The sequence below is a fragment of the Azoarcus taiwanensis genome (genome assembly GCF_012910885.1).
Classification (GTDB): Bacteria; Pseudomonadota; Gammaproteobacteria; order Burkholderiales; family Rhodocyclaceae; genus Azoarcus_F; species Azoarcus_F taiwanensis.
The window spans coordinates 1-24,473 of record NZ_WTVM01000059.1 but is presented as its reverse complement, the minus strand read 5'-3'; the positions used below and the strand labels follow the sequence as shown (position 1 = coordinate 24,473).

At 60.1% G+C, this 24,473-nt stretch carries 25 protein-coding genes; 6 read left to right on the top strand and 19 right to left on the bottom strand.

Features of this window, described 5'->3' with window-relative positions:
* Window positions 1-234: 234 nt before the first annotated feature.
* The 4 genes from GPA21_RS11100 to merR form a co-directional block, all read right to left on the bottom strand.
* The gene (locus GPA21_RS11100) at window positions 235-2,832 is read right to left on the bottom strand and encodes a DEAD/DEAH box helicase (protein WP_168988230.1); all 2,598 of its coding nucleotides are present in this window, start codon (window positions 2,830-2,832) and stop codon (window positions 235-237) included.
* A gap of 3 nt (window positions 2,833-2,835) precedes the next feature.
* Window positions 2,836-4,962, bottom strand: coding sequence for a DNA methyltransferase (locus GPA21_RS11095; RefSeq protein WP_168988229.1), 2,127 nt, complete (start codon window positions 4,960-4,962; stop codon window positions 2,836-2,838).
* A 29-nt stretch (window positions 4,963-4,991) separates the two neighbouring features.
* Window positions 4,992-5,564, bottom strand: coding sequence for a recombinase family protein (locus GPA21_RS11090; protein WP_168988228.1), 573 nt, complete (start codon window positions 5,562-5,564; stop codon window positions 4,992-4,994).
* A gap of 187 nt (window positions 5,565-5,751) precedes the next feature.
* Window positions 5,752-6,174 carry a mercury resistance transcriptional regulator MerR gene (gene merR, locus GPA21_RS11085; RefSeq protein WP_054926326.1) on the bottom strand — a complete coding sequence of 141 codons (423 nt, stop codon included), beginning with the start codon at window positions 6,172-6,174 and terminating at the stop codon, window positions 5,752-5,754.
* Window positions 6,175-6,257: 83 nt separating this feature from the next.
* Here merR and merT point away from each other — a divergent pair, with 83 nt between their 5' ends.
* Genes merT through merE form a run of 6 tightly spaced genes read left to right on the top strand, consistent with a single transcriptional unit; the run spans window position 6,258 to window position 9,405 of the window.
* Complete coding sequence (gene merT, locus GPA21_RS11080) at window positions 6,258-6,608, top strand: mercuric ion transporter MerT (protein ID WP_001294667.1); 351 nt, start codon at window positions 6,258-6,260, stop codon at window positions 6,606-6,608.
* 15 nt (window positions 6,609-6,623) lie between these two features.
* Window positions 6,624-6,899, top strand: coding sequence for a mercury resistance system periplasmic binding protein MerP (merP, locus tag GPA21_RS11075; protein WP_000735441.1), 276 nt, complete (start codon window positions 6,624-6,626; stop codon window positions 6,897-6,899).
* Window positions 6,900-6,901: 2 nt separating this feature from the next.
* The gene (gene merF, locus GPA21_RS11070) at window positions 6,902-7,147 is read left to right on the top strand and encodes a mercury resistance system transport protein MerF (protein WP_000654684.1); all 246 of its coding nucleotides are present in this window, start codon (window positions 6,902-6,904) and stop codon (window positions 7,145-7,147) included.
* The gene (gene merA, locus GPA21_RS11065; protein ID WP_000136268.1) at window positions 7,144-8,790 is read left to right on the top strand and encodes a mercury(II) reductase; all 1,647 of its coding nucleotides are present in this window, start codon (window positions 7,144-7,146) and stop codon (window positions 8,788-8,790) included. Before merF ends, merA begins: the two co-directional genes overlap by 4 nt.
* Window positions 8,791-8,806: 16 nt before the next feature.
* The gene (merD, locus tag GPA21_RS11060) at window positions 8,807-9,172 is read left to right on the top strand and encodes a mercury resistance co-regulator MerD (protein WP_003465059.1); all 366 of its coding nucleotides are present in this window, start codon (window positions 8,807-8,809) and stop codon (window positions 9,170-9,172) included.
* Window positions 9,169-9,405: a broad-spectrum mercury transporter MerE gene (gene merE, locus GPA21_RS11055; RefSeq protein ID WP_001087809.1), complete on the top strand. Its 237-nt coding sequence runs from the start codon at window positions 9,169-9,171 to the stop codon at window positions 9,403-9,405. The genes merD and merE overlap by 4 nt, the downstream gene beginning before the upstream one ends.
* A gap of 52 nt (window positions 9,406-9,457) precedes the next feature.
* On the opposite strand, the gene GPA21_RS11050 is transcribed toward merE, so the two are convergent.
* The 15 genes from GPA21_RS11050 to istA all read right to left on the bottom strand — a co-directional run.
* The gene (locus tag GPA21_RS11050) at window positions 9,458-10,072 is read right to left on the bottom strand and encodes a recombinase family protein (RefSeq protein WP_000904941.1); all 615 of its coding nucleotides are present in this window, start codon (window positions 10,070-10,072) and stop codon (window positions 9,458-9,460) included.
* Between the two features lie 60 nt (window positions 10,073-10,132).
* Window positions 10,133-11,350 carry a TniQ family protein gene (locus GPA21_RS11045; RefSeq protein WP_003465063.1) on the bottom strand — a complete coding sequence of 406 codons (1,218 nt, stop codon included), beginning with the start codon at window positions 11,348-11,350 and terminating at the stop codon, window positions 10,133-10,135.
* Window positions 11,347-12,255, bottom strand: a complete 909-nt coding sequence (locus GPA21_RS11040; RefSeq protein ID WP_003465065.1) for a TniB family NTP-binding protein — start codon at window positions 12,253-12,255, stop codon at window positions 11,347-11,349. Before GPA21_RS11040 ends, GPA21_RS11045 begins: the two co-directional genes overlap by 4 nt.
* 2 nt (window positions 12,256-12,257) lie before the next feature.
* Complete coding sequence (locus tag GPA21_RS11035) at window positions 12,258-13,937, bottom strand: Mu transposase C-terminal domain-containing protein (RefSeq protein ID WP_003465068.1); 1,680 nt, start codon at window positions 13,935-13,937, stop codon at window positions 12,258-12,260.
* A 202-nt stretch (window positions 13,938-14,139) separates the two neighbouring features.
* Complete coding sequence (locus GPA21_RS11030) at window positions 14,140-14,784, bottom strand: hypothetical protein (protein WP_168988227.1); 645 nt, start codon at window positions 14,782-14,784, stop codon at window positions 14,140-14,142.
* Between the two features lie 209 nt (window positions 14,785-14,993).
* Complete coding sequence (locus tag GPA21_RS11025; protein WP_023444271.1) at window positions 14,994-15,875, bottom strand: AbiTii domain-containing protein; 882 nt, start codon at window positions 15,873-15,875, stop codon at window positions 14,994-14,996.
* A gap of 205 nt (window positions 15,876-16,080) precedes the next feature.
* Window positions 16,081-16,335: a hypothetical protein gene (locus GPA21_RS11020; protein ID WP_168988226.1), complete on the bottom strand. Its 255-nt coding sequence runs from the start codon at window positions 16,333-16,335 to the stop codon at window positions 16,081-16,083.
* A gap of 2 nt (window positions 16,336-16,337) precedes the next feature.
* Window positions 16,338-17,720: a P-type conjugative transfer protein TrbL gene (gene trbL / locus GPA21_RS11015; RefSeq protein WP_168988225.1), complete on the bottom strand. Its 1,383-nt coding sequence runs from the start codon at window positions 17,718-17,720 to the stop codon at window positions 16,338-16,340.
* The gene (trbK, locus tag GPA21_RS11010) at window positions 17,720-17,983 is read right to left on the bottom strand and encodes an entry exclusion lipoprotein TrbK (protein WP_168988224.1); all 264 of its coding nucleotides are present in this window, start codon (window positions 17,981-17,983) and stop codon (window positions 17,720-17,722) included. The genes trbL and trbK overlap by 1 nt, the downstream gene beginning before the upstream one ends.
* A 15-nt stretch (window positions 17,984-17,998) precedes the next feature.
* Window positions 17,999-18,787 (bottom strand): P-type conjugative transfer protein TrbJ, encoded by a 789-nt coding sequence (trbJ, locus tag GPA21_RS11005; RefSeq protein ID WP_168988223.1) that lies wholly within the window; start codon window positions 18,785-18,787, stop codon window positions 17,999-18,001.
* A 131-nt stretch (window positions 18,788-18,918) separates the two neighbouring features.
* Window positions 18,919-20,715, bottom strand: a complete 1,797-nt coding sequence (gene traI / locus GPA21_RS11000; RefSeq protein ID WP_168988222.1) for a TraI/MobA(P) family conjugative relaxase — start codon at window positions 20,713-20,715, stop codon at window positions 18,919-18,921.
* Window positions 20,716-20,747: 32 nt separating this feature from the next.
* On the bottom strand, window positions 20,748-21,113 hold the full coding sequence (gene traJ / locus GPA21_RS10995) for a conjugal transfer transcriptional regulator TraJ (RefSeq protein WP_168988221.1): 366 nt from the start codon (window positions 21,111-21,113) through the stop codon (window positions 20,748-20,750).
* 369 nt (window positions 21,114-21,482) lie between these two features.
* On the bottom strand, window positions 21,483-21,734 hold the full coding sequence (locus GPA21_RS10990) for a hypothetical protein (RefSeq protein ID WP_168988220.1): 252 nt from the start codon (window positions 21,732-21,734) through the stop codon (window positions 21,483-21,485).
* Window positions 21,735-22,558: 824 nt separating this feature from the next.
* A complete protein-coding gene (istB, locus tag GPA21_RS10985) occupies window positions 22,559-23,395 on the bottom strand; it encodes an IS21-like element helper ATPase IstB (RefSeq protein WP_211163546.1) in 837 nt (278 codons plus the stop codon).
* Window positions 23,395-24,473 (bottom strand): IS21 family transposase (gene istA, locus GPA21_RS10980; protein ID WP_168988218.1); only part of this gene is annotated, 1,079 nt, incomplete at its 5' end. The genes istB and istA, both read right to left, overlap by 1 nt.

Below are 24,473 nucleotides of genomic sequence, written 5' to 3'. Positions count from 1 at the left end.
TCGAAGAGAAAACGGGGCGACACCGCAGAGAAAAGCGGTGATTTGCCGGAGAAATTGAACCGAGTTCGGTCGCTGTCATTGTTTGGCGGCGGGATTCAACGAAAACCTCGCGTTATTCGAGGTGCCCTATAGTGAGTCCGCGCGTAGCCTGCCAGTTGTGCGGTATTTGGATCATAGATAACTTCGCTAATCGATCTATTTCGAATGTGCTGATTCGTCATTGCGCTTAGACGGTCACTGGTAATCATCTGCCAACCCGCTGCTGAACAGAACCTCTGCATCCTGGCCCATGGCAATAGCATCCTGTACTTCCGGCCGTTTCAAGTCGAGCACGCGCAGTTTGTCGCTGCCCTTCACCTGGGCAATGGACTCGATCCGCCGATAAGCATCGGCATGACTGGCTGCGTACAGTGCCAAGCCTTGCAGCTTGGCAAGCGCATCACTCAAATGCAGACCATGCGGGTCAACCAGATCGACTACGAGCGTACCATCCTGCTCAGCGAAGAACAGGAAGTCTGGGCGAACGATTGCATACTGCTCGGCCTTTTTATAGGCAATTCCCAGCGAAGCCTGTCCAGGCTGCTGCGGGTTGCGATACCAGAATGAGAATCCCGGCCTTGTCGATTCAGTCTCAACCACTGTCCGCTCCCAGTCATTCAGTTCAGCGGGGTACTTACCGGCCTCATTGCACAGCAAGTGGCCATCCCAGACAGGGAGCACTCTCACCTTGCTGTTTTCGTTCGCCTTGGTCGCCTCATAACGGGCCTCGGGCTTGAGCAAGCCCACGTCCTGCGGCTCCGTGCTCATTTCGATGATCTGCCGGTAGGACTCGCGTCGATCATCGCTGAGCGCCTTGATCTGCGCCCCGTACTTGGCCAGCCAGTCCTTCGCCAGCTTATCCGCCTCGGCATCAAAATAAGCCTGCGCCTCCAACACCAGCCCCAAACCGGCAACGGTTACGCGAGCTTCCATGATGGCTTCAAGAAAGCCCTCCGGGTCTTCGTTCCGGTCGGCTTCCTGGCTCGCCAGATGGTCGACATACGAATGAGCAATCGCCGGGCTGAAGATGCGCGCCGCACGGCGGTAGGCATCGTCGATCACCGCCATATCGGCATCTTCCCAGAACTGTTCCAGGCTCCGGCCCTGTCCCAGCATGTCTGCTTTCACGGTTTTCCCGTCCACAACTAACACGGACTGCCGCTTGGCCTTGATCTTGGCTTCGTTGTCGGCCTGAAACGAATCCAAGGCTGCGTGCATCTCGGCGTGTGCCAGTCTGCCCGCGCCGGACAGAATATCGTCGGACGCCAATTCGTGTGCCAACGAAGTCAACCTGACCGCAGGCCTGGCACCACGTTGCGGCCGCGTTTGTGACGGCAACGCCTCGAATGCTTCCCACACGGCAGGCGCGACAGCAGGGTTCGGCTGCACCTCCATGTAGTCGATCAACACGCGCCCAGGCGTTGCCGCCTCGTTGCCAGTTGTCAGCTCATCGACCACCTGCTCCACGGCCTTGCGATTGAATTTCGGCAGCAAGCAGTCCACTGTGTTCAGGCGGTCGTTGCCAGGAATACGGCGGGCCAGCGGCGAACGTACCAGGCGACCCAGCAACTGCGTGATGTGCGTCTTGTCGCTGGCCGCACGGAACGACACCATGACCTCGGCACGCGGGCAATCCCAGCCGGTGCTGATCGCATCCTTGGCAATCAGCACCCGCACCCAGGCCGATTCTTGAACTCGCTGCGGCTCGATGTAGGGCACATCGCGGTTACCGAAGCGCTGTGTGGTGTGATCCCCAAAAACATGCGCCACGCTGGCAGAGGGCAGCTCAGGGTAGCGCTCGAAAATGGTATCCAGCGCCCGCCCGATTTCATCGGGGTCAGGCGTGTTGGGCACCTGCAAAACCATCAATGGCACGACAAGCTGAGCTTCCTGTTGCTGCTTGGAATAAGCGCCCCAGGCAAGACTGGATTCCTTCAATTTATCGGTCGCACGCCGCACCAGCACGGTATCGAAATCGCCCGCATTGTCTGGAATATCCAGCAGGATGGTGTCCTTGATCAGGCCGGACTCTTGCACCTTGGACGCATCAACTTCCACATTGGGCAGCTTGATGTGTTTGCCTGCCGACTCAATCGCTTTGTTGAACCGATCCACCGTGGCTGAAATACCCCAGACAGCAGGAACACCGGGCACGCTGCCCACGCCATTGATGAGCCGCTGCACAATCGTGCTTTTGGCGTTCTGGCTGGCTGCTGTCTGCACACCCATACCACGGTGCGCCTCATCCAGCACCAGATAAAGCGTCAAATCCGGGTCTTCAATGGTGTTCTGAATAGTGTCCCAAATCGTGTATGCCCGCAGGTCGGGCCGCATGTCCGCGAAGGTGCTGTCCAGCTTGGCGGCCATTTCTTCAGGATCATGGCCACGCACCAGCAAGCTGTTCTTGCTGAGCTTCTGGGTATTGAGGAAGTAAATTTTCCCCGCCTGGAATTTCGGTCTGTTGAAGGTGTTTTCCACCACCACCAGGTCGGTGTAGTTGATGCGGTCACTCGCCTCGATAAAGCGAAAGCGGGTCTGTTCGTTCAGCGAAGGGTCGTCGCTGAACCAGATCACCACCGCGCCGGGGTCGGCATCAAAGCTGAACTCATCATCACCGTGAAACAGCGCCTCGAATGTGGCAGCGGCCATCACGGTCTTACCCGCACCAGTCACCGCTGTAAGCGAAAACGCCGTTCGGTCGGATTCGTTATGCCACAGGCGGCGGGCCTTGCCCAGGTTATTCAGGGAGTCGCGGACGGCGTCGCGCTGGTAGTCTTTGAGCGTGAACTTCATCCGTTACTCTCCGTTAGTGAAGCTGAAATTGGTCAGATACGATTCGTACAAGCGCACCGGCTCGACGCCATCGGGCAACCGCTTGGCAATCGCCTGGAAGCGGCGGTCATCATCGGTGACGATATAGGCAATGCGTACTCCATCGGCCTTAGCCAGCGCCTTGATAAAGGGTGTGGCCGCATCCACATTGCTGAGCAAGCCATAAGTATTGGCCACCGCCCACCCATTGTCGGGCAGCTTGTCTATGCGACAGCCCTGCGCTCCTGCTCGCAGCCACAGCAACGGCGCAATCCGGTTGAACGCCAGGTTGTAATTGACCGATACCGGCGTCTCATAGGTCAGCGTGAAGAACTCTGCGTTTTCCTCGAAGCCTTCAGCCATCGGAAATTCATCGGTGAATTTGTAGTCGCCCTTGATGGGTTCGCCGTCGGGTGTCTTGCCCGTGATGGCAGCGGCAACGCGAGGTTTGGTGATGTAGTCGCAGATGCCCCACTTTTCCCACTCGGCATCGCCGGGACGCCAACCTGCTTCGCGCAACTTTTTCTGTTCGTCAGCGGCAACTTCGTTGTTAGTCACACTGATGCATTGGCGCTGCCCGCCGTCTTGCTTGTTAAGCCGCATTACAGCGTGCGCAGTGGTTCCAGAACCAGAAAAGAAGTCGAGAATAACAGCCTCCGATTTGTCAGAGACAAAGAAACGTAGTGCATCTTCAACCGCATAGAGCGACTTTGGAAATGGAAATCTGCGATAAGGAAGAAAATTCAGCAGCAACCTCGTGCCGTATTGTGTCGCATCATGTGAACCAATACGCCATTGAGAGCCAGGTACGGTAACGCGATCTGTCGTTTCTAGTGTCGAAGTAATTACCGATCCGTCGTCGCGACGCCCAAGCACCTCATAAGTTCCGTTCTCAATTTTCGAACGCTCGCCCTCTGCCAGGTAATATACGGGAGTTGTTTCACCCTTCAGTTCTCCAAGTCGAAGCCCTCCGGACGACAAAACTTCTCTCACAGTGGATGGCTTAAGCCGCCAACGTCCCTCTGTTCCGTTTTTGCGGATGGGCCAAACAGCTATCGTTCCATCGGGAGCTACCGTGTCGTGACGATTCGCACCTACCCCAATTGGCTCACCAACGCTATGGAACGATTTCCCATCTTCATAAACAAAAAAAGGGTAGAAAGTTTCAGGGTGCCCGTCTCGAGTTGGACTTGATCCAGATTTTCGAAGTAAATCCCATCGAATGTCACCTTTATGAGTTCGGCCCTTTGTCGTGATCCACTCGTCAGAAAGGCGAATTGGTTTGACCCCGCTTCGCCCCAGCATCACGAAAAAATAATACTCGTCGGATCTGCCGAAATACCCTGCACGAGCAACCGCTGCTGGGTTGATTGAAACACTAACCATTTGGGTTCTAGCTTCTGGGAATACCTGTTCTAAAAGCAACCCAAGCCGCAGATACTCCTTTTCATCAATAGTTACGATCAACACTGAATCCGCCGGATTCAACAATTCTTTCGCTACCAGCAAGCGGCGCTCCATCATCGCCAGCCATTTGCTGTGACGATATTGGTCGTCGCCCTCCACATAGTCGTTGTTATACTTCCAGTCCTTCGCCCCGGTGTTATACGGCGGGTCGATATAGATGACGTCCACCTTTCCCCGGTGGGTATAGGTCAGCGCTTTGAGAGCGTGGTAGTTCTCACCGTTGATGACGGTGTGGCACGGCTTGTCGCCACCACGCTGCACTTTACCGGTGCTGACCAGGCCGGGATAGATGATGTCGCGGAACTGGGCTACCACCACCAAATCCCCCAGCGCCACGGTCTGCATTTCGACCTCTGTCGCATCCAGCAGCTCCAAGTCAGCCGTTTTCTTCGCCTTGTGGATCGACTTCACCTGCCACAGCCGCTGATCGCCCTTTTGGGTTGTGCCACGTTCCGACAGCACGCGCACCTTGTCGCCCTTGCGTATCGGGCGCAGCGGCAGTTCAACCGCTTCGGGGCTATGCCGCTCGAAGTTCAAGCCGAAGGGAAGGCGCGAAGAGAGAATCTTGAACTCTCGATCCAACTCAGCCCCCAGGGCCGAATCTTTGGCTTTTGCCTTGGCAATCAAATCAGTCAGTCTGGACACGGAAATGCTTTCCCTCTTTTGTTTCTTCGCTATTGATGGCGTGGTTGTACGACGCCGCAATGCTTGTAAATCGTGGTTCGAGATACGCCATAGCGACGGGCCACGTCAGCCACCTGAATATGGGGGTCACGCAGCAGGGCTTTGATCTCTCTAACCTGCTGTTCATCCAGCTTCGGCTTGCGGCCACCGGCGCGGCCACGGGCACGAGCGGCCGCCAACCCGGCTTGCGTCCGCTCTCGGATCAAACCGCGCTCAAATTCGGCCAGCGCTGCGAACACATGAAAAATAAGCTTGCCCGCCGCGCTGCCGGTTTCGATCTTTTCTGTCAAACTTTCAAAGCCGATGCTGCGCTGCTCAAGATCGGTCACGATCTGCACAAGGTCTGGCAGGCTGCGCCCGAGCCGATCCAGCCGCCACACCACCAGGGTGTCCCCTGCCCGCAGCGCCTTGCGGCACTGCTCAAGCTCGGGGCGAGCCGTATTCTTGCCACTGGCCGCTTCTTCATAGATCAGGCCACACCCAGCCTGCTGGAGCGCGTCGCGCTGCAGGTCAAGGTGCTGATCATCGGTTGATACGCGGGCGTATCCTATGCGTTGATTCATGGACGTATCCGGGACATTGAAAACTTGACGCCGATATTAACACCAGAGAGCGGCTTTCACGAAGGTAAATGTCACTTTCAGAAGGCGACAGCACGAAATATCAAAAGTCGACCGCACGGTCTTTTCTGACGTTGGAGTCGCCTCAGAAAACGGAAAATAAAGCACGCTAAGGCGTAGTTCCCTCGGGCTACACCGCGTCCGCACTGCGCGGTTCTTTCTTCCCTTGCAGTGACGCAATCAGCGGGCAGGAAACGTTCCCCTTCCGCGCATGGCAGGCGCACACCAAATCAGACAGCACGGCCTCCATGCGCGCCAGGTCAGCCATCCTCTCGCGCACGTCCTTGAGCTTGTGCTCGGCCAGGCTGCTGGCTTCCTCGCAATGGGTGCCATCCTCCAGCCGCAGCAGCTCGGCGATCTCATCCAGGCTGAAGCCCAACCGCTGGGCTGATTTCACGAAGCGCACCCGCGTTACATCCGTCTCGCCATAGCGGCGAATGCTGCCGTAAGGCTTGTCCGGTTCCGGGAGCAAGCCCTTGCGCTGATAGAACCGGATGGTCTCCACATTGACCCCGGCCGTCCTGGCGAAAACGCCAATGGTCAGGTTCTCCAAATTGTTTTCCATATCGCTTGACTCCGTACATAACTACGGAAGTAAGCTTAAGCTATCCAATTCAGATTCGAAAGGACAAACGTATGTCTGAACCTCAAAACGGGCGCGGCGCGCTCTTCACTGGCGGGCTGGCCGCCATCCTCGCCTCGGCTTGCTGCCTCGGGCCGCTGGTTCTGATCGCCTTGGGGTTCAGCGGCGCTTGGATCGGCAACTTGACGGTGTTGGAACCCTATCGCCCCATCTTTATCGGCGTGGCGCTGGTGGCGTTGTTCTTCGCCTGGCGGCGCATCTACCGGCCGTCAGCCGCCTGCAAACCGGGTGAGGTTTGCGCGATTCCCCAAGTGCGAGCTACTTACAAGCTCATTTTCTGGGGCGTGGCCGTGCTGGTTTTGGTCGCGCTCGGATTTCCCTACGTCGTGCCATTTTTCTATTGATCACAGGAGTTCACCATGAAAAAGCTGCTTTCCGCCCTTGCCCTCGCTGCCGTTGTTGCCCCCGTGTGGGCCGCCACCCAGACCGTTACGCTGTCCGTACCGGGCATGACCTGCTCGGCCTGTCCGATCACTGTCAAGAAGGCGATTTCCAAGGTCGATGGCGTCAGTAAAGTTGACGTGACCTTCGAGACGCGCGAAGCGGTGGTCACCTTCGATGATGCCAAGACCAGCGTGCAGAAACTGACCAAGGCTACCGAGGATGCGGGCTACCCATCATCAGTCAAGAACTGATCATGAAAGACCCGAAGACACTGCTGCGGGTCAGCATCATTGGCACAACCCTCGTGGCGCTGTGTTGCTTCACCCCTGTTCTGGTCATTTTGCTCGGTGTGGTCGGCTTGTCCGCGCTGACCGGCTATCTGGACTATGTGCTGCTGCCTGCGCTGGCGATTTTCATCGGCTTGACCATCTACGCCATCCAACGAAAACGCCAAGCCGATGCCTGCTGCACCCCGAAATTCAATGGAGTAAAAAAATGACCGAAATCACCGTGAATGGCATGACCTGCACATCCTGCGCCACCCATGTCAAAGATGCTTTGGAAAAGATTCCCGGCGTGAATGCCGCTGTGGTGTCCTATCCAGAAAGCCGCGCGCAAGTCATGGCAGACACCGCCGTGAGCCACAACCAACTGCTGGCCGCCATCGCCGCATTGGGTTATCAAGGCTCGATCCGGGTTGGTGATTTCAAAGATGAACCAAAAATCCGTGATGCACTTGAGGGCGCCGGTTTGCATATCGCCATCATTGGCAGCGGCGGGGCCGCGATGGCGGCGGCGCTGAAGGCCGTCGAGCAAGGCGCGACGGTCACGCTGATCGAACGCGGCACCATCGGCGGCACCTGCGTCAATATCGGCTGTGTGCCGTCCAAGATCATGATCCGCGCTGCCCATATTGCCCATCTGCGCCGGGAAAGTCCGTTCGACGGCGGTATTGCGGCAACTGTGCCTGCGATTGACCGCAGCAAACTGCTGGCCCAGCAGCAGGCCCGTGTCGATGAACTGCGGCACGCCAAATACGAAGGCATCCTGGACGGCAATCCAGCCATCACCGTTTTGCACGGTGAAGCGCGTTTCAAGGACGACCAGAGCCTGGTCGTCCGTTTGAACGAGGGTGGCGAGCGCGAGGTAACGTTCGACCGCTGCCTGGTCGCCACCGGTGCCAGTCCGGCCGTGCCGCCGATTCCGGGCCTGAAAGAGTCACCCTACTGGACTTCCACCGAAGCGCTTGTCAGCGACACCATTCCCGCACGCCTGGCCGTGATCGGTTCGTCGGTGGTGGCGTTGGAACTGGCGCAAGCCTTTGCCCGGCTCGGCAGCCAGGTCACGATCCTGGCACGCAGCACCTTGTTCTTCCGGGAAGACCCGGCCATCGGCGAGGCCGTGACAGCCGCTTTCCGCGCCGAGGGCATCGAGGTGCTGGAGCACACGCAAGCCAGCCAGGTCGCCCATGTGAACGGCGAATTCGTGCTGACCACCGGACACGGTGAATTGCGCGCTGACAAGTTGCTGGTTGCCACCGGTCGGGCACCGAATACGCGCAGCCTCGCGCTGGACGCGGCGGGGGTCACTGTCAATGCGCAAGGGGCCATCGTTATCGACCAAGGCATGCGCACGAGCAACCCGAACATCTACGCGGCCGGCGACTGCACCGACCAGCCGCAGTTCGTCTACGTGGCAGCGGCCGCCGGCACCCGTGCCGCGATCAACATGACCGGCGGCGACGCAGCCCTCAATCTGACCGCGATGCCGGCAGTGGTGTTCACCGACCCGCAAGTCGCCACCGTGGGCTACAGCGAGGCGGAAGCGCACCACGATGGCATCGAGACCGACAGTCGCACGCTGACACTCGACAACGTTCCGCGAGCGCTTGCCAACTTCGACACACGCGGCTTCATCAAGCTGGTCATCGAGGAAGGTAGCGGACGGCTCATCGGCGTGCAGGCGGTGGCCCCGGAAGCGGGCGAACTGATCCAGACGGCGGTGCTCGCCATCCGCAACCGCATGACGGTGCAGGAACTGGCCGACCAGTTGTTCCCCTACCTGACAATGGTCGAGGGGTTGAAGCTTGCGGCGCAGACCTTCAACAAGGACGTGAAGCAGCTTTCCTGCTGCGCTGGATAAAAAAAGGAGGTTTTCAATGAGCGCCTACACCGTGTCCCGGCTGGCCCTTGATGCCGGGGTGAGCGTGCATATCGTGCGCGACTACCTGCTGCGCGGATTGCTGCGTCCGGTGGCGTGCACCCCGGGCGGCTATGGCCTGTTCGATGATGCCGCCTTGCAACGGCTGTGCTTCGTGCGGGCGGCCTTCGAGGCGGGCATCGGCCTGGACGCGCTGGCGCGGCTGTGCCGGGCGCTGGATGCTGCGGACGGCGATGAAGCGGCCGCGCAGCTTGCCGTTCTGCGCCAGTTCGTCGAGCGTCGGCGCGAAGCGTTGGCCGATCTGGAGGTGCAGTTGGCCACCATGCCGACCGAGCCGGCACAGCACGCGGAGAGTCTGCCATGAACAGCCCCGAGCGCTTGCCGTCCGAGACGCACAAACCGATCACCGGCTACCTGTGGGGCGCGCTGGCCGTGCTCACCTGTCCCTGCCATTTGCCGATTCTCGCCATTGTGCTGGCCGGCACGACGGCCGGCGCGTTCATCGGAGAGTACTGGGGTATCGCAGCCCTCACGCTGACCGGTTTGTTCGTCCTGTCTGTGACACGACTGCTGCGGGCCTTCAAAGATCGATCATGAGCGCTTCCCATTGAGACAAACCACGCTGTCGCTACGTTGCCTCATGCCGGCATCAAATTCGGCTGAGTAGCTTCTCGCCATCTGGACGTAGCTCACCCTTGGGTGAAACATGCCGATACAGGGTCTGCCGCGTGACGCCAAGTTCCTGGCACAGGTCGCCGACCTTGGTCTCTGGCTGACCCATTGCCGCCATCGCCAGCCGCAGCTTGGCGGCGGTCATCTTGAACGGCCGGCCGCCTTTCCGCCCGCGCGCGCGGGCCGAGGCTAGGCCGGCAATCGTGCGCTCCGCGATCAACTCGCGCTCGAACTCGGCCAGGGCGGCGAAGATGCCAAAGACCAGCTTGCCGGCGGCGGTCGTGGTGTCGATGGCCGCGCCGTGCCCGGTTAATACCTTCAAGCCGATGCCGCGCCCAGTCAGGTCGTGCACGGTGTTGATGAGATGTCGCAGGTCGCGTCCGAGCCGATCCAGTTTCCACACGACCAGTGTGTCGCCAGTTCGCAACGCCTTCAGGCAGCTCGTCAAGCCGGGCCGATCCTCGCGCATGCCGGATGCCTGGTCCTCGTAAAGATGTACTGGATCGACCCCGGCGGCAATCAGCGCGTCGCGCTGCAAATCGGTAGCCTGGGAGCCGTCCGCCTTCGATACCCGCATGTAGCCTATCAGCATGTCGTACCTGTCACATATACGTTCGATTATGTGACAGTGTGAGCCAGAAAGTTCTCGCCGTCAAAAACTGTCACTTAACCCGTCATTTAGTCTAAGACCTGCAAACGGCCATTCAGGCTCGTAATGTGACAAAAACTCCGGCGGGATGCCCTCCTTGGTGAACGTGGCGCGCAAACGTTCCAGGGATTCGGGGTCGCGTCGCCCGTAGGACGCCAGTGTGAACAGCAAGCGGGCCGTCTCCGGGTTGTGTCGCGCTTCAATGATGGCCTCATCGATGGCCTGGGCTGCTCGTTGCCAGTGGTTGATGGGTTCCGGCTTCGGCACCTTCGCCGGCAGGCCGTTGGTGAAACCAGTGTGCGGCTCCGTCTGAAACAGCGCGGCCTGTTCCCCGCGCGGGATCAGCGCCTTTGACTCGATCAGCGTGATGGCGGTGGCCGCCGCCTCCAGCATCTGCCACTGCACCGCCGGGGCCAGAATCTCGTAGGGACGCCACAGACTCTGCCCGGCGCGCAGCGGATGGCCGCAGCGCTCCCAGACATGGCGGATGCTCGCCGAGCAACTGCCGCAGTGCGAGAGCGGCGTGTTCAGCTCATCAAGCAGGGTGCGCAGCAGCCGGAACCACAAGCCGGCGTGGACACGCCGACGCGGCAGCTCCACAAAACCCGTCGTCAGCGCCTGCCAGGTGCGCCGGTCCATGCAGGCGATTGCGTCATCGGCAGGGCGCGGCGCAGCATCGGCGATTTCCCACTGAAGATACCGGCCGGGCATGCCCCAGTAGGACTCCAGCCAGCAGCCATGCTGCGGGCAGCTCAGCATCAAGGGGAGCTGCCAGACGAGTAGCACAGCTTGATTCGTTGGATCGTTCAGACACTGCGGACACGCCCGGCGAATCGTCTGGCTCGGTAGCCAGGCACGCCAGCGAGTGATGGACCGCACCTTGCGGGTGCGCTTGGGCAGGAGCACCGCGCATTGGAATGTATAGGTTTCCAAGGCTGCTGGTACCGAATCGTCGAGACTGTCGAGCAGCCACGGCACCCAGCCTGCAAGACTCATGCTGCGCAACCGCTCCAGCTCGACGCCACTGCGCTGGCAGAGCGCCGTCAGCAACGACAAGGATGGTGCGGTATCCAGGTCATCAAGTTGGCTGTGACCAAGATCGTGGGCCAGCAGCTCGTGCACGTCCATCTGGTAGCAGGCGGCGACCCGGTTGAGCCATGAGGACAGGGCTTCGCCTTCCTTGGGTGCCGGATGCAGCGGCCAGCGCGGCGCGGACTTCACATCAGTTCCCGCTCGAACTGTCGCCGCCGCTCACTGGGGCCGATGTAGTCGGCCATGCTGAGCGTGCGGTGGTTGATCGCTTCCTCGCCACTCTCCACGGCGGCGACGGCCGCCGCCACCAGCAGATGTGCAAGCTCGCCGATGGTGCCTTCGCTCCGGGTGAGCAGGTAGCGGGCCATGTCCAGCGTGGCAATCGGGGATGGCCGCCGTAGCGGGAGTGACGCCGCGAAGCTGGCCAGCAGCGAGCAGCAGTCCTCATTGGCCTCCCACGGCGGCAGCAGCATCGGCTCGAAGCGGTTTTCCAACTGATCGTCCGAACGGATGGCCAGGTACGCCTCGCGCGTGCCGACCCCGACCAGGGGGATACGCAGCTCGTTGCCGAGGAAGCGCAGCAGGTTGAGGAACTCGCGCCGGTTAACGCTGTTGCCAGCCAGTACATTGTGCAGTTCGTCGATCACCAGCATGCGCACGCCGACCTTGCGCAGCAGGGCCAGCGCCAGTTGCTCCATTTCCGGCAGCCGTGGGCGCGGGCGCAGCGGCGCGCCCATCGCAGCCAGCAGCGCGACATAGAAGCGGATCACCGATGGCTCTGACGGCATCTGCACGACCAGCACCGGGATATGTTCTTGGTCAGCGTCGGTGCCGACCGGGTGCGCCCGCCGGAATTTCTCGACGATCATCGACTTGCCGTTGTTGGTGGGGCCGACCAGCAGCAGGTTTGGCATGCGTTGCTTGTTCGGCCACGCATACAGAGTTTCCAGCCGGTTCAGCGCCTCGACCGCGCGCGGGTAGCCGATCCAGCGGTCGGCGCGAATGCGCTGGATGCGCTCGTCTGCCGGCAGCCTGGCCAAACCCTGTGCCGCTGGCAGCAGGTGGGACAGGTCAATGACGGGATATTCGTCCACGGCTACCACTCCTCGATCTGATCGAACGGTTTGGCCGGCGGCAGGTTGTCTGCCTGCGGGTCAGCCATGTCCACATCCGGCGGTATGGGCTTGGCCGGTGGCTCCGACGTCTTGAGGTGCTGGCGGCGATCAGCGTCGCGCCGCGCCTTGCGCGTGGCCTTCTGGGCGGTGGTCACGATCTCGCGCATCTGCCCGATCATGCGGAACAGCGCCGACTCGTCCACCTGCTCGCGCCCGAGCTGACGCAATTTGGCCAGCGCCTGGCGTTGTTCCCAGAGGGTGACGGCCGGATGGGACAAGGTGCGGTAGTGGATCTCCAGATAGTGCTGACCTTCCGGTTCCAGTACCCAGATGCGGCTGATGTCGCGCGGATCGCGCCGGATCAGGAAGGCGGGCAAGCGCTCGCGCCGGGCAATCCACGGCTTGAGGGCGTCGGCGTAGTAGTGGATGTGGTCGATGACAAAGCCGGTGCGGGTCAGGGTGCGGCGGATCACCGGCAGGAAATCGACCAAAAACGCGGTGGGGCGGGTAACGACGGCCGGGACGCCAACGCGCTCCACGGCCTCGGCCCAGCGCGCGGCCGGCGGCTGGAGCAGGCCGTTGTGCACGGAGCCGTGATAGGTGCCTACCGCCAACGCGAGCCAGCGCTCCAGCTCGCGCAGCGTCAGGGTGGCCATCTTCTCGGAATCGTACTCGCCGCGCTGGCCGGGATTGGAGAAGGTCGTCCCCGGTAATTCGTCGTGGATCATCTGCATCGCCGTGCCGATGATCCGTTCCACGATGCCGCCGTAGTGCGGCTGGCCTGGTGGGCGATAGTCCAGCCGGATGCCATGCTGTTCGCAGCCACGGCGCAGCGCTTCGCTTTTGAACTCGGCCGCGTTGTCCAGATAGAGCAGCCTGGGCTTGCCGCTCATCGGCCAGTCCATTTCCACATTCAGCCCTTCCAGCCAGGGCCGCTTGTCGCAGGCGGCATGCGCGAGGCATAGGCCGACCGAGACGGCGGACGGCGCTTCCAGCGTGACCACCATGCCGAGTACGCAGCGCGTGAACACGTCGATGGCGAGGGTCAAATATGGGCGGCCAATCGGTTGCCGGTCGCGCTCGTCGACCACGATCAGGTCGATGACGGTGTGGTCGATCTGCACCTGTTCCAGCGGCATGGTGACTTCGGGCGGAATGCCACCCGCGCCTTGCAAGGGACGGGCAGCGTCCTGCCCGCCCCGGCTGCGGGCTATTTTCGCCGGGTGTAGTCCGGCAATCCGCTGGGCCACGGTGTTGCGCGCCGGCACCGGCAGCTTCTGGGTTTTGCACGCCTGCGCGACTTCGCGGTGGAACGCCGCCAGGCTGCGTTTCTGCTTGGTCAGGAAGCGCTTTTGCAGCAGCTCGCGGATGATGCGCTCGACCGGTTCCGGCAAGCGCCCCTTGCCTTTGCCGCCGCCGGATCGGCCGGGCGTCAGGTCTGTTACCAGGCCAGTACCCTGCCGGGCGCGACGGATCAGGACATATACCTGTCGCCGGGACAGGCCCAGCGCTTGGGCTGCCTCATCGGCGGCTTCATGCCCGACCACCTCAAGCGCTGCCAGTGGCCCGATGATTTCCGTCCGGTGCCGGGCTTGCGCCCATGCCTCGTCGGGCAGGGTGGCCACGCCTTGCGCGGCAATCGGTGGAGTGTCTGATGTCATGCCCAAACCTCGCTTTGGTGCACACGAGTATTGAGCATAGTCGAGATTGGTGCAGACGACTCCTGATATTGGGCTGTCAGGAGCCGTATGCACACCAGGCGTTACATCCAGTCAGATGGTGCGGTCGTCTTCTGAAAACGACAGTAAAGTGCGCCACTATGATCTGTTCAGAAAACCACCGTTTTCTGGACGCGGGTGCTTATCAAGTGGCAACCCATCCCGCCCATGTCGAGGGTAGGCGATCATGGCTACTCAGCCATTGCCCGAGTTGGGGATCAATCCAGTTGATGACTGTCACGCCGACAGCGTGCTGATCGAGCAGCGTTGGTGTCAGCCACAACAATGGCTCGTGATGAAAGACACGGTTTCGTAGGTCACGAATCTGGTTCAGTGCTGCCGAGATGTTATGCCGTTGCCGTTGTGGTTTCGGGCAACGGGTAAACACAAGGCGAAGGTCTTTCCAGAGGGCCGTCTGAAACTGCGTATTAAAAAGCGAACTCCAGAAGCCGAAAGTCAACTCTGCCAGCACCTTGTCTGGGGTCTGTGCTTCATGCCTTCGGGCCAGTTTCGCTTTGGCGTTGACTACTTCCTTGTTCTGCCATCTAAAGGCCGGATCACCCACCCAGGACTCCCACCAATCTGTCCGGCCATAGAGCCTGCTCAGGCGGGCATGGATGCCGTTTCGCAAGGCGATTTCCAAGACATTGAGTAGCGGCACCATCGCTTCAGACAGCAGGACGTTGCTGGAATAGTCAGCCGCCGCCCTGGCGACATCGCCACCTCTTTCAGCCCGATAGCGCCCCAGTCGGGCAGGGGAAAAGTGTTTCTCTAGGTCGTTCCAGTTCATTCTTCGTCACTTTGACTCATCGCGCAGTGCTGCTATACTGTTTGTGCAGCCCTAGGCTCAGTCCTCTCCCAGCCACCATACTGGTGATGACACTAGGTTCGTTCTGGCCCTGTTTGTGCAGGGCTACCCCAATTCCTCGACAGACCCGCCTACTGGCGGGTCTGTCGTTTCTGGTCCATCCCCAGCAAAGCCAGCTAGATAGCTAGTTATCACAGCAGCGCCGTCAGGTACGGTAGCGCCTGCGCCGCAAGCACGCCACCTGCCGCGTTTTCCAACACGGCTTTGATGCTCCCTGCGGTCGCCTTGATGATGGCCCACTTGGGCTTCGGCGATGCAGCCTGAGCCTGCAATGTTGCCAGCTCTGCCTGCAATTCATCGCGCACCTCGGCTTCGATGCGTCCCTGCTGGATAGCATCGCGCAGCAGCTCAATCAAGGCTGACAGCGCAGCCATGTCACCACCTGTTTGAGTCTGGGTCTGGTTAGAGCTATTCGATCCGATCTGGATTTGGGAGCCGCTTACGTCTCCGAAGTGGTAATGCTGCTGCTGCACAGTCTGCTTCTCCTGCTGAGTGAACGTCATGCCTTCCCCGAGCACGCCTTTGGCCTCCAGATCAAGCGCCCATTCGAGCACCCGACTCCGCACCTTCTCGATGACACCCTGCACCTGGACGGTGGAAAACCTAAGCGCCGGGCGCATCGTCACACCGTTCGCCTCGCGCATCATTTGCATCAGCGTGTGCTCGATGTTGGCCGGAAAGTGGCTGTAAATTCCGGTTGTGCTCTGAGCAAGCTGCATCAGCTCCGGCACCGACTGTCGTACAGCGAAGTCCGACAGCAGCTCGGCCATGTCTGGCGGCGCAAAAAACGGGATCGGGCCATGAATCGGGTTCTCGGCCATCAACTGCCCCTGTACCCGACGATAGTCCGGCACTTCCCCTGAGTAGTAGCCGTTCAGTTCGCTGCTGATCCAATCGACCAGCTCAGGCACGGCCAGACGCCGCGCAACAACCAGCGCCCGGCGTAACAAATCGCCGGGCGAGACTGAGGCATCAATTGCCGCATTTACCAGTTCCGGGACAAGAGCGGGCATCCTTCCTCCAAATTCTATCTATATGGCTAGATCGTTATATTCCGTTATTTTGGGAGTGGCTGCACCGTTTGATGAACACTCTTTTAGCGGCTAAAGAAAAGGGCGGCCAACAAGCCACCCTTTTGATCGCTGCATGCATCTCAAAAAATGCCCACAAATTCGGCGCAAGCTTGTTGCTCTCTTGGTCACCGGGATCGACACCCTTTCACCAGCGAGAGCCAGAAAAACCAGCAGCCTCAGCATACGGAGTATTGCCCGTACTTCCTCCAGCGAAAGATTCCATCACTCGGGCTACTTCTCGTTCAATTTGAACACCAGGCGGATAAGCAGACCGGTGCACGAAAGCGGCCACTTCCGTAGTGGCGTCCAGCTCTGTTGACAGATCACCGATCGGCTCAAATCGGGGTGACGACTCTTGCGGGCGGTTTTCATTCAAACGATCAAAAATGCTGCGCGTCATAGTCACACCTCCCGCTTAGTGTTGCCGTCGCTTTCACCGCCCAAGCTGTTACCGCCAAAGGAATGCGAGTTTTCACGGATCGAAGATGCCAAACGACCACCGGCTGTTTCAGCCACACGCTCTTTGAATCTCTCAGCCATCATCGAGCTAGCGCCCTTTACCAAATTTCCGGCTGTCCCCGCAGAAAGGCTTGCTGCCTGTTTGATACCGCCACCAGGGCTGCCGGTACTATCACCAAAGCCAGCCGCTTGAGCGAACGGTGTGCTGCCGGTATCGCTCCCATCTCCTGAGTTAGCGCCACCGCTGCCAACACTGCTGCTCGATATTCCCCCCATGCTGGGCATGTCGCTTCCGCTCGACATCGAGGCTTGTGCCTTGTCGAACGCCGCCTTGATGGCTGAACCGCCACCCGCTAGGTTTGCAGCACCAGCCATGACGGCAGAGCCTGCCACGCTTGCTGCGCCCGCTGCCATTCCTGCCGCCCCCATAACGGCACCTACCGCAGCTCCAGTACCGAAGTTGCCGATGCCGCCGGCAGACCCGATGCTGGACCCGGTGACAATTCCGGCTACCATCGGTGGCACTCGGTTAACCAGTGACAGCAATGCCATGCAGAACACCAACATGACGCCCAGCTCTTCGAAGTTGAGCACGTTTTGGTTCATCCTGGTGTAGAACGTCGACAGCATGTCGTTACCAATGCCGACCAGCAGCACCATTGTCATGATCTGAACGGCAACGCCAAGGACGGTCTTGTAGTAGTTAATTGCCATGTCCGAAGTCCAGCGCGATCCGCCGAACCCCAAGAAGAAGATGCCGGCATAGGCCATTAACCAAGCCGCAACAAGCATCAGCAGCATGTTGACGGCGACCAAGCCCAGAAGCAGCATAATTGCCGCGCTTAGTACCACACCCACCAGGCTATCGACCGGCGACCAGGCTGATAGGTTGTTGACGGCTTGCTTCCAGATCATAAAGCCCACGTCGACAATGCCTGACGGGGTGATTGAGGACACGCCGGCCGCCTGCTCACCGATTCTGGCCAATGACTGGATGATCGAGTTGGCAAACGCCGGCCCATTGACCAGCAGCCACCAGAAGAAGCCAGTGAAGATGATGAAACGGACCAACTCAGCGAAGAACTCCCCAATGTCCGCTTTGCGTAAGGCCATCATCCCGAACGTCCAGACCATCGAGATCACCACCAGCGTCCAGAACAGCCACGATGCAGCATCGATAATGACGTGCTGCCAACTGGCTGCTCGGGTGGAGAAGCCAGTTACCACCTGATCGAGCATTCCCTGGTTGGTCAGGTCAGCTTTGGCTAGACCAGAATGTAGCAACAGGACGGTGCCGCCCAGGACAGTTTTGGTTAGCGTTTTCATCAGTTGCTCTCCTGTTCTTGCGGCGCGGTCAAGTCCAACCAATTAAGCGGCTGTTCTGTGGGGGCAATGCCGCCGCCTGCTGGCCGGCGCGAGCACAACCCGGCAAATGTCTCCCGAGTTGCCTTGTCTTCGATCTTCATGATTTCTGCCATCTGGCAGTTGGCATCGTTGACCTCCGGCATGGTCGGAGCGGGTGGGGTGTTGTCGCAGCCAGCGATGGCGAGAAGGAAGCCTGCCAGCATCGGAATGGTGAATTTGTTCATGGGTGGCTCTCCTTGTCAGCGGGCCAGTTCGAGCCAGTTTTTGGGGCCGCTGGTCGGCGCTATCCGCGATTCGGTGGAAGCGGCATGGGCAGCCTGTTGCTTCGCATCGAGGTCGGCCTCGGCTTGTATCCGTGTCGCGATAACCTGGTGCTGCGCGAGCAACATGGCGCGCATCTGCAAGAGCTGGTTAGCCTGCTGGCTGGCAAGCTGGTTGGCATAGCCGAGGGCCTGCATTTGCCCGTCCGCACCCTGGGCGCTGTGTTGGAGACGTTCCAGTGTGCGGGCGTCTGATTGCAGCGCATCCTGCTGCTGTTTTAGGGCATGGAACAGGTCATCATTGGCGCGCTTTTGGCTTTCGCTCGCCAGGCGGCGGTTCTCGTTCATGGCTGCCCATTCGGCCTCTGTGCAACCGCCAGTGGCGTTAAAGCACGGCGAACCACGGTAGAAGGCCACGTCCTGGAACTTGCCGAGATACGCATCCAGGCTGCCGAGCTGGGTCTGGTAGTAATCCAGGGTGTTCATTGCCGAACGCAGGTTGTCCATCGTGCGGGTAGCCTGGTCCCAGATATACGCGGCTGGGGCCATGGTGTTCTGGAGCTGGTTTTCGTACTGCTGGAGCTGGGTTTGATACTGCTCGATCTGCTTGAGCGTTTGCGCCACCGACTCGATGGCGGTCATGACGTTTTGCGTCAGGTTGCCCCCGTCAATGACTGGAATCCCGGCCTGAGCCGGTAGCGAGCCGCCGCCGATGGCGAGCGAGATCAGGAGCGCGGTTTTAGCCGCTAAAATTTTGTGCGTTCTCATGGTCGATAACCTTTGCTGAAAGTGGCTAAGAGTCATCGAGTAGCTGCGCCACGGAGCTATTCGGTAATTGACCAGAGCGACACCGAAGCCCGGCCGTTTTTGCTTGAATCACGGTGTCGAAAATCTACTTGCTAGCGTGCTCGGCCTTTCCCTTGCCGCTTGGCCTTTTTGGCTGCTTGCTCGGCCCGCAGCTTGGCTTGACGTAATGCAATCGTTTCCGCGGGGGTGGGTGCTTGAGGCGCCTGGGGTTGCATCACTTGCTCGCTTCCTGCGATACGGAGAACGGGAAGTTGGCCCAGGGAGTGCAACTGGTTACGCCGCTGGGGTGGCGTCTGTTGGCCGATGGGCGAAACTCGACTTCTCAAACTTGCTACCGAGCCCTTAATTTTGCTTCGCCGCTGCAGCAGCTCTTGCCTCCGGCGCTCCAGGCCCGAATCGGCAAAGGTGATGGACAGGCGGCCGTCAACGGCCGCATGAATGATTCGGGCCTTGAACTCGGCGTCGCCGGTCACGGTGATTCGGCTGCCGTAACGCTCGGCCGCCATTCGCAGCGCAGCCTGCAAGCCGCGCAGGTCGTTTGCTCTGGAAACCTGCAGCTTGTCCCCGTCATCGCGCACCGCTGTTTGCCCCGCGCGATAGATGATCGTGCCCTTCTTGGTGATGTTGTCGATCTCCGAAGCGCTGCTGCCATGTGGCCCCCCATGGCCGGTCAGCGTGTGCCCTTGCAAGCCCTTGGCCGCGTCTCTGGCGCGCAGCGCATTCAGGGCCTCGTGGTTGCCCTGCATGGCTTCGGCCTTGAGCCAGTCGGCCCATGTGCGCGGCTGGAAGCCCTGATACAGCTTTTCACGCTCTCTGGTGTATTCGGCATGAATGGCATCCAGGCTAGCCCGCAACGCCTTGCTGGCCTGGGAATACAGTGCTTTCTTGCTGACCGTTCGGCCATCGACAACCTTGACCGTCGCACGGCGCAGCCTGTTCGCTCTCTTGGCGTCTTCAACAGCCCTGTCCTTGCGCCGCCTGGCGCTGCTCAGTGCGTCGGATCTTGCCAGGGCGAGGTTCTTTTGCTCGTTCTTGTAACGCGCATACAGCTCGGTGGTGTCGATCCGCATTGGCATCGGAGCTTTCTGATAGCTGCGCTTTGGCTTGGACGCATGCATCTCGGAGGACGCCTGGAAGGGGCCAATTCGAGCCTCCAAGGCCCGTTTGGATAGGTCGCGGGCAATGGTGCTGGCCTTGACCATAGTTCCATCGCTTGCTTCAACCACCAGTCCGTTACCGCGCTCGCGCAGAACCAACCCGTTATCGCGCATAACCTGGTGCAGCTCGGCCCAACTCGTCGAGCTTCGGATGTCCTCCAGGCATTGACGTTTGACCCAGCCGACCAGGCTTTCCATTCCTGAATGCTGTTCCATGTCGGCCACCCGCGCCTCGGACTGCGTTCGCCGGGGCTGATGGTTGTCCTGCTCAAGTCCGTAGTCCTGCTCCAGGATCGAGCAAAGCTCACCGAGCAAGCGGTATGACTGGAAAGGCTCGTGCATGGTGTTGCGTGTCGGATGGATCTTGTTGATCGCAATATGGATGTGCAGATTGTCGGTGTCGTTGTGCACCGCACTCACACGCTGGTGTTCGCCGTAACCCAGCCCGCTGCAAATGCGTTCTTCAATCGCTTTAAGGGTGGCTTCATCGGGTTGTTCACCCGCACGAAAGCTGACGATCAGGTGATAAGTCTTGTCGCCCTTGGCGCGAGTGTTCATGTGTTGCGTCGCAAGGATTTCTTCAATGGCGGCCGGAACTGTTGCAGCCTCACAGTTCGTTACCTGAACCATGCCCAGCCGATGATCCTTGCTTTGTGCATCGGTGATGTAGCCCACCAACCCGCCGAAATCGCTTTTACCGAGCGTTCGCATTGGGACGTGTTTGATGATCATGGCCACCTTCCGTTTTTTAGCCGCTAAAATCGTCAGCTCGCCCTGGGACGAACGATGGACTTCATCACCTCAGCCATTTCCGCCTGGGTCGCCTCGATGCGTTCCAGCAGGCGGTGAATGGTCTCCGCGCCAAAGGCGGCCGTTCTCACGTCATCGGTCAGCCACAGCTTCAGCAGGCCACCCAGTCGGCCAAGGTCGCCATTGATTCTGGCCAGCTCGCGCACACGCTCATAGTCGGTGATGCCCTGAACCCGGTAGCCCTGGCCTACGTTCAAGAGGAAGTTCGACAGGCTCTTGCCCGCCGCTCTGGCGTTCTCAGCGATGGCCTCGCGTTCCGAAGGGAGGCAATACACCTTGATTGGGGAATATGCTTTCCGGGTTGTTTTTCCTGTCTCCATGTGACGCCTCGTTACGTTGTATGACTGGCCTCGCAGAGCAGGATGACCGTTGAGCACCGCAGGTGCGAATAAGGTTCAGTGAAGAGGCCAACACGCTTGCGTGGTGGGCCTACTTCACCCATCCTGCCCGTAGTTCAGCGTCCATTTCTGCTGCATTTCAGTGCTGTCATTCCATGCATTTTTGGTGGTTACAGTTGTTTTTTGCTGATTTAGGCCTGCAATAGCAGGGTAACAGCGGAGTAATAGGCCATAGACAGCGCTCAAGTAGCGGGCTAGTAGCGCGGTAACAGCGCAGTAGCAGCGTTTGCAGCCATCAAAAAACAAGTTGTACGCCAAGGAAAAAACGCTGACGAGCGCTCTATTGGTTGCTCATTCCGGCACCTTCTTTCCGTAATGGGCACGGTATGCGTAATGCTCGTCGCAATCGGCAATCAGCCCCATCTGCTCAAGCATTCCACGCTCCCAGGACCCGGGCCGGCGACTACCGTCCGCAATGCTGGCCAACACATACCCAATCAGCGTATCCACACTGTCCATTGGATTTGGGGCGCTGTGCATACGGTGCAACTCGACGATGTATTCCAGTTCTCTCAGCACACTGTTGCTGACGTTGATCTGCATTTCATTCTCCAGAGAAGACCAATCCTCGCTCGAAAACCAAAGAGTTACGCTGATAAAAACCTGCCCATCCAACCCGCCCCTCAAATATCAATAAATGCGGTATGCCCCAGCATGTGCCAGCACCCCTCAATGAAACCATTACTGATATATGAGGGGCGCCAACTGCTTTATTGACACTTGAGGGGCGGCCATCAGTAGCTATCGCCGCAGTAGGCTCAAGGTCTCTCTACCTGGCGTCCAACCATCGGCCGCTGGCCGATTGCATAGCTCACCCTTTTCTCCCCCATAAGGTATAACCGTCCGCATCAAGCGGGCGGTTATACCGCCTGGATATCCTGAAATATCCTGAATACCCTGCAAGAAGCGCGAAAAATCGGGCCCCTGTGGCACGCTTCCGGGCCGGTGTGGCACGGCTTCGGGCCGGTGTGGCACGCTATCGGGCCCCTGTGGCACGCTTAACCCTGTCTTTCGCGCCCAACTCAATGCCGACTTCGGCCAACTTGATGGCATCTTCTTTCAACCGCAGCCGATACTTGCGCAGCATCATGCTGCTAAGCGCGTCGCCGGCTACGGCGCGAATCAATGTGTTTAAATGCCAGCCACCCGCAGGATCGTGCCTGTGGGTAAGCACGTGCCGGGCCAGCGCTTGGCTTATTCCGTGTTGCAGGCGAGCTATAGGGGCGGGCGAGTAGTACAAAGACAAATCTCTTTCCAGCAACATCACCAGGGCCGCACCCAGCCTGACGCGCCACAAGTGGCGCTCGCCGCCAGTAAACGGGTCGCGGCGGTGTCAAGGGCAAGCGAATTTTCCCCAGTGTGGTAATTCAAATTTCCCCACCCGGTTGGGTTTGCTCGTCAAATGAGCGGACGAGTCCGGATTTGAGCTTCTCCTTGAGGCGATAGGAGTTGCCGCGGATATTGAGCGTCACGGCGTGATGCAGGAGGCGGTCGAGAATCGCGGTGGCGATGACGCGATCGCCGAACACCTCGCCCCAGGCCCCGAAGCTCTGGTTGCTGGTCAGGATCATCGGACCACGCTCATAGCGGCGGCTGATCAGCTGGAAGAAGAGATTAGCGCCGATGCGCTCGATCGGCAGGTAGCCGATCTCGTCGATGATCAACAGGCGCGGCGTGGTGTAGAGCTTGAGCTTCTCGTCGAGTCGGCCTTCGGCAAGCGCCTTGGTCAGCGTCGCGATCAGCTGTGCCGCGGAAGTGAAGAGCACCCGATAGCCGGCCTCGATCGCCTTGATGCCGAGCGAGACCGCCAGATGGGTCTTGCCGACACCTGGCGGGCCGAGGACGATCACATTGTCCCCGTGTTCGATGTAGTGGCAGCTGGCCAGCGTCAGCACCTGGCGCTTGTCGATCGAGGGCTGATAGGCGAAGTCGAAGGTCTCCAGCGGCTTGACGAAGGGAAAGCGTGCCATGGCCGTGCGCATCGATACGTTCTTCGCGGTCTTGGCCGCAACTTCCTCGCCGAGTACCCGCTCGAGGAAATCCGCGTAAGGCAGATCCTCGGCGGCGGCATGCTGCAGCAGCGCCTCCAGGCGCTCGGCGCTCTTTTGCAGTCGCAGCTTATGCAAGTGCTCGCCAAGGCGCTCGAGCTGCGCCGGGGTGGGAAGCGCGGCGCCGGGTGCGGATGGGTTCGTGGTCTTGGCCATCATGCCACCTCCTGCCGGTCGTGTGCGGAACTGGTGTGGAGCAGGCTGTCGTAGAGCGCGAGATCGCGCACCTCCACGGCGAGCTCATCGGGCATGGGCCGCAAGCCGTCGCCACCGCGGGCCGATGCAGCCGGGCCCGCATGACGTTGGCGCGCATTGCGCATCGCTGCACCCGGGCCGTGTTCGGGGCAGACCGAGAGCTGAGCGCGCCCGGCCAGCACCGCGTGTTCGGCGACCAGGCGCCCACGGTGGCGAATCTGCCAGCTGCCGCCGACTCGCACGACTTCGACCGTCTGGCCGATCAGACCGAAGGGGACCGAGTAGCGGTTGGCGTCGATCGTCACCAGCCAATCTTCGCCCACCACACGGGAGCGGACCATCGCCTGCAGGAAGCTCGACTGCCCTGCGGTGGGCACCAGGGCGGCGGCCTCCTCGGCAAAGCGATCGATCGGTCGCTGGTGCGTCGTGCCGTGGATGCGCACGTCGGCGATCTCGACCTGCCAGCGCATCAGTTGCTGGTTGAAGTCCTCCAGATCGACGAAGCTGCGCCCCGGCACGAAGTTGCGCTTGACGTATTTCACGCCGGACTCGACCTTGCCCTTGGTCTGCGCCCGATACGGCTGACACAGCCGCGGGGTGAAGCCCCAGTGATCGGCGAAGGCGGAGAAGGTGGTGTTCCACCGCGGGCGGCGTTGGCCGTCGTCGCTGGCGAGTGTGCCGAGCACGACGGTGCGCATTCGATCGTAGAGCAGGCATTCACACCGGCCGCCAAAATGAGCGAAGGCCCGTTCGTGGGCGGCCAGCAACTCGGCCATGCGCTCGTTCATGAAACCCTCGGCGTAGCCGCGCCGGCTGTAGCCCAGAGTCATGACAAAGATGTGCACCTTGGCGCGCTGCTCACCGATGCGCACACTGACCTGCCCCCAGTCGACCTGTGCCTGCTCGCCCGGCGCGGTTTCGAAGCGGCGCTGCGTGAGCCCCGCCAGGCAGGCTTCGGCCCGCAACGGGCGTACCGCAAGCTTGACGGTCTCGTAGCTGCCGGCAAAGCCGCGCTGCGTGCGCAATTCCTGGTAGAGAA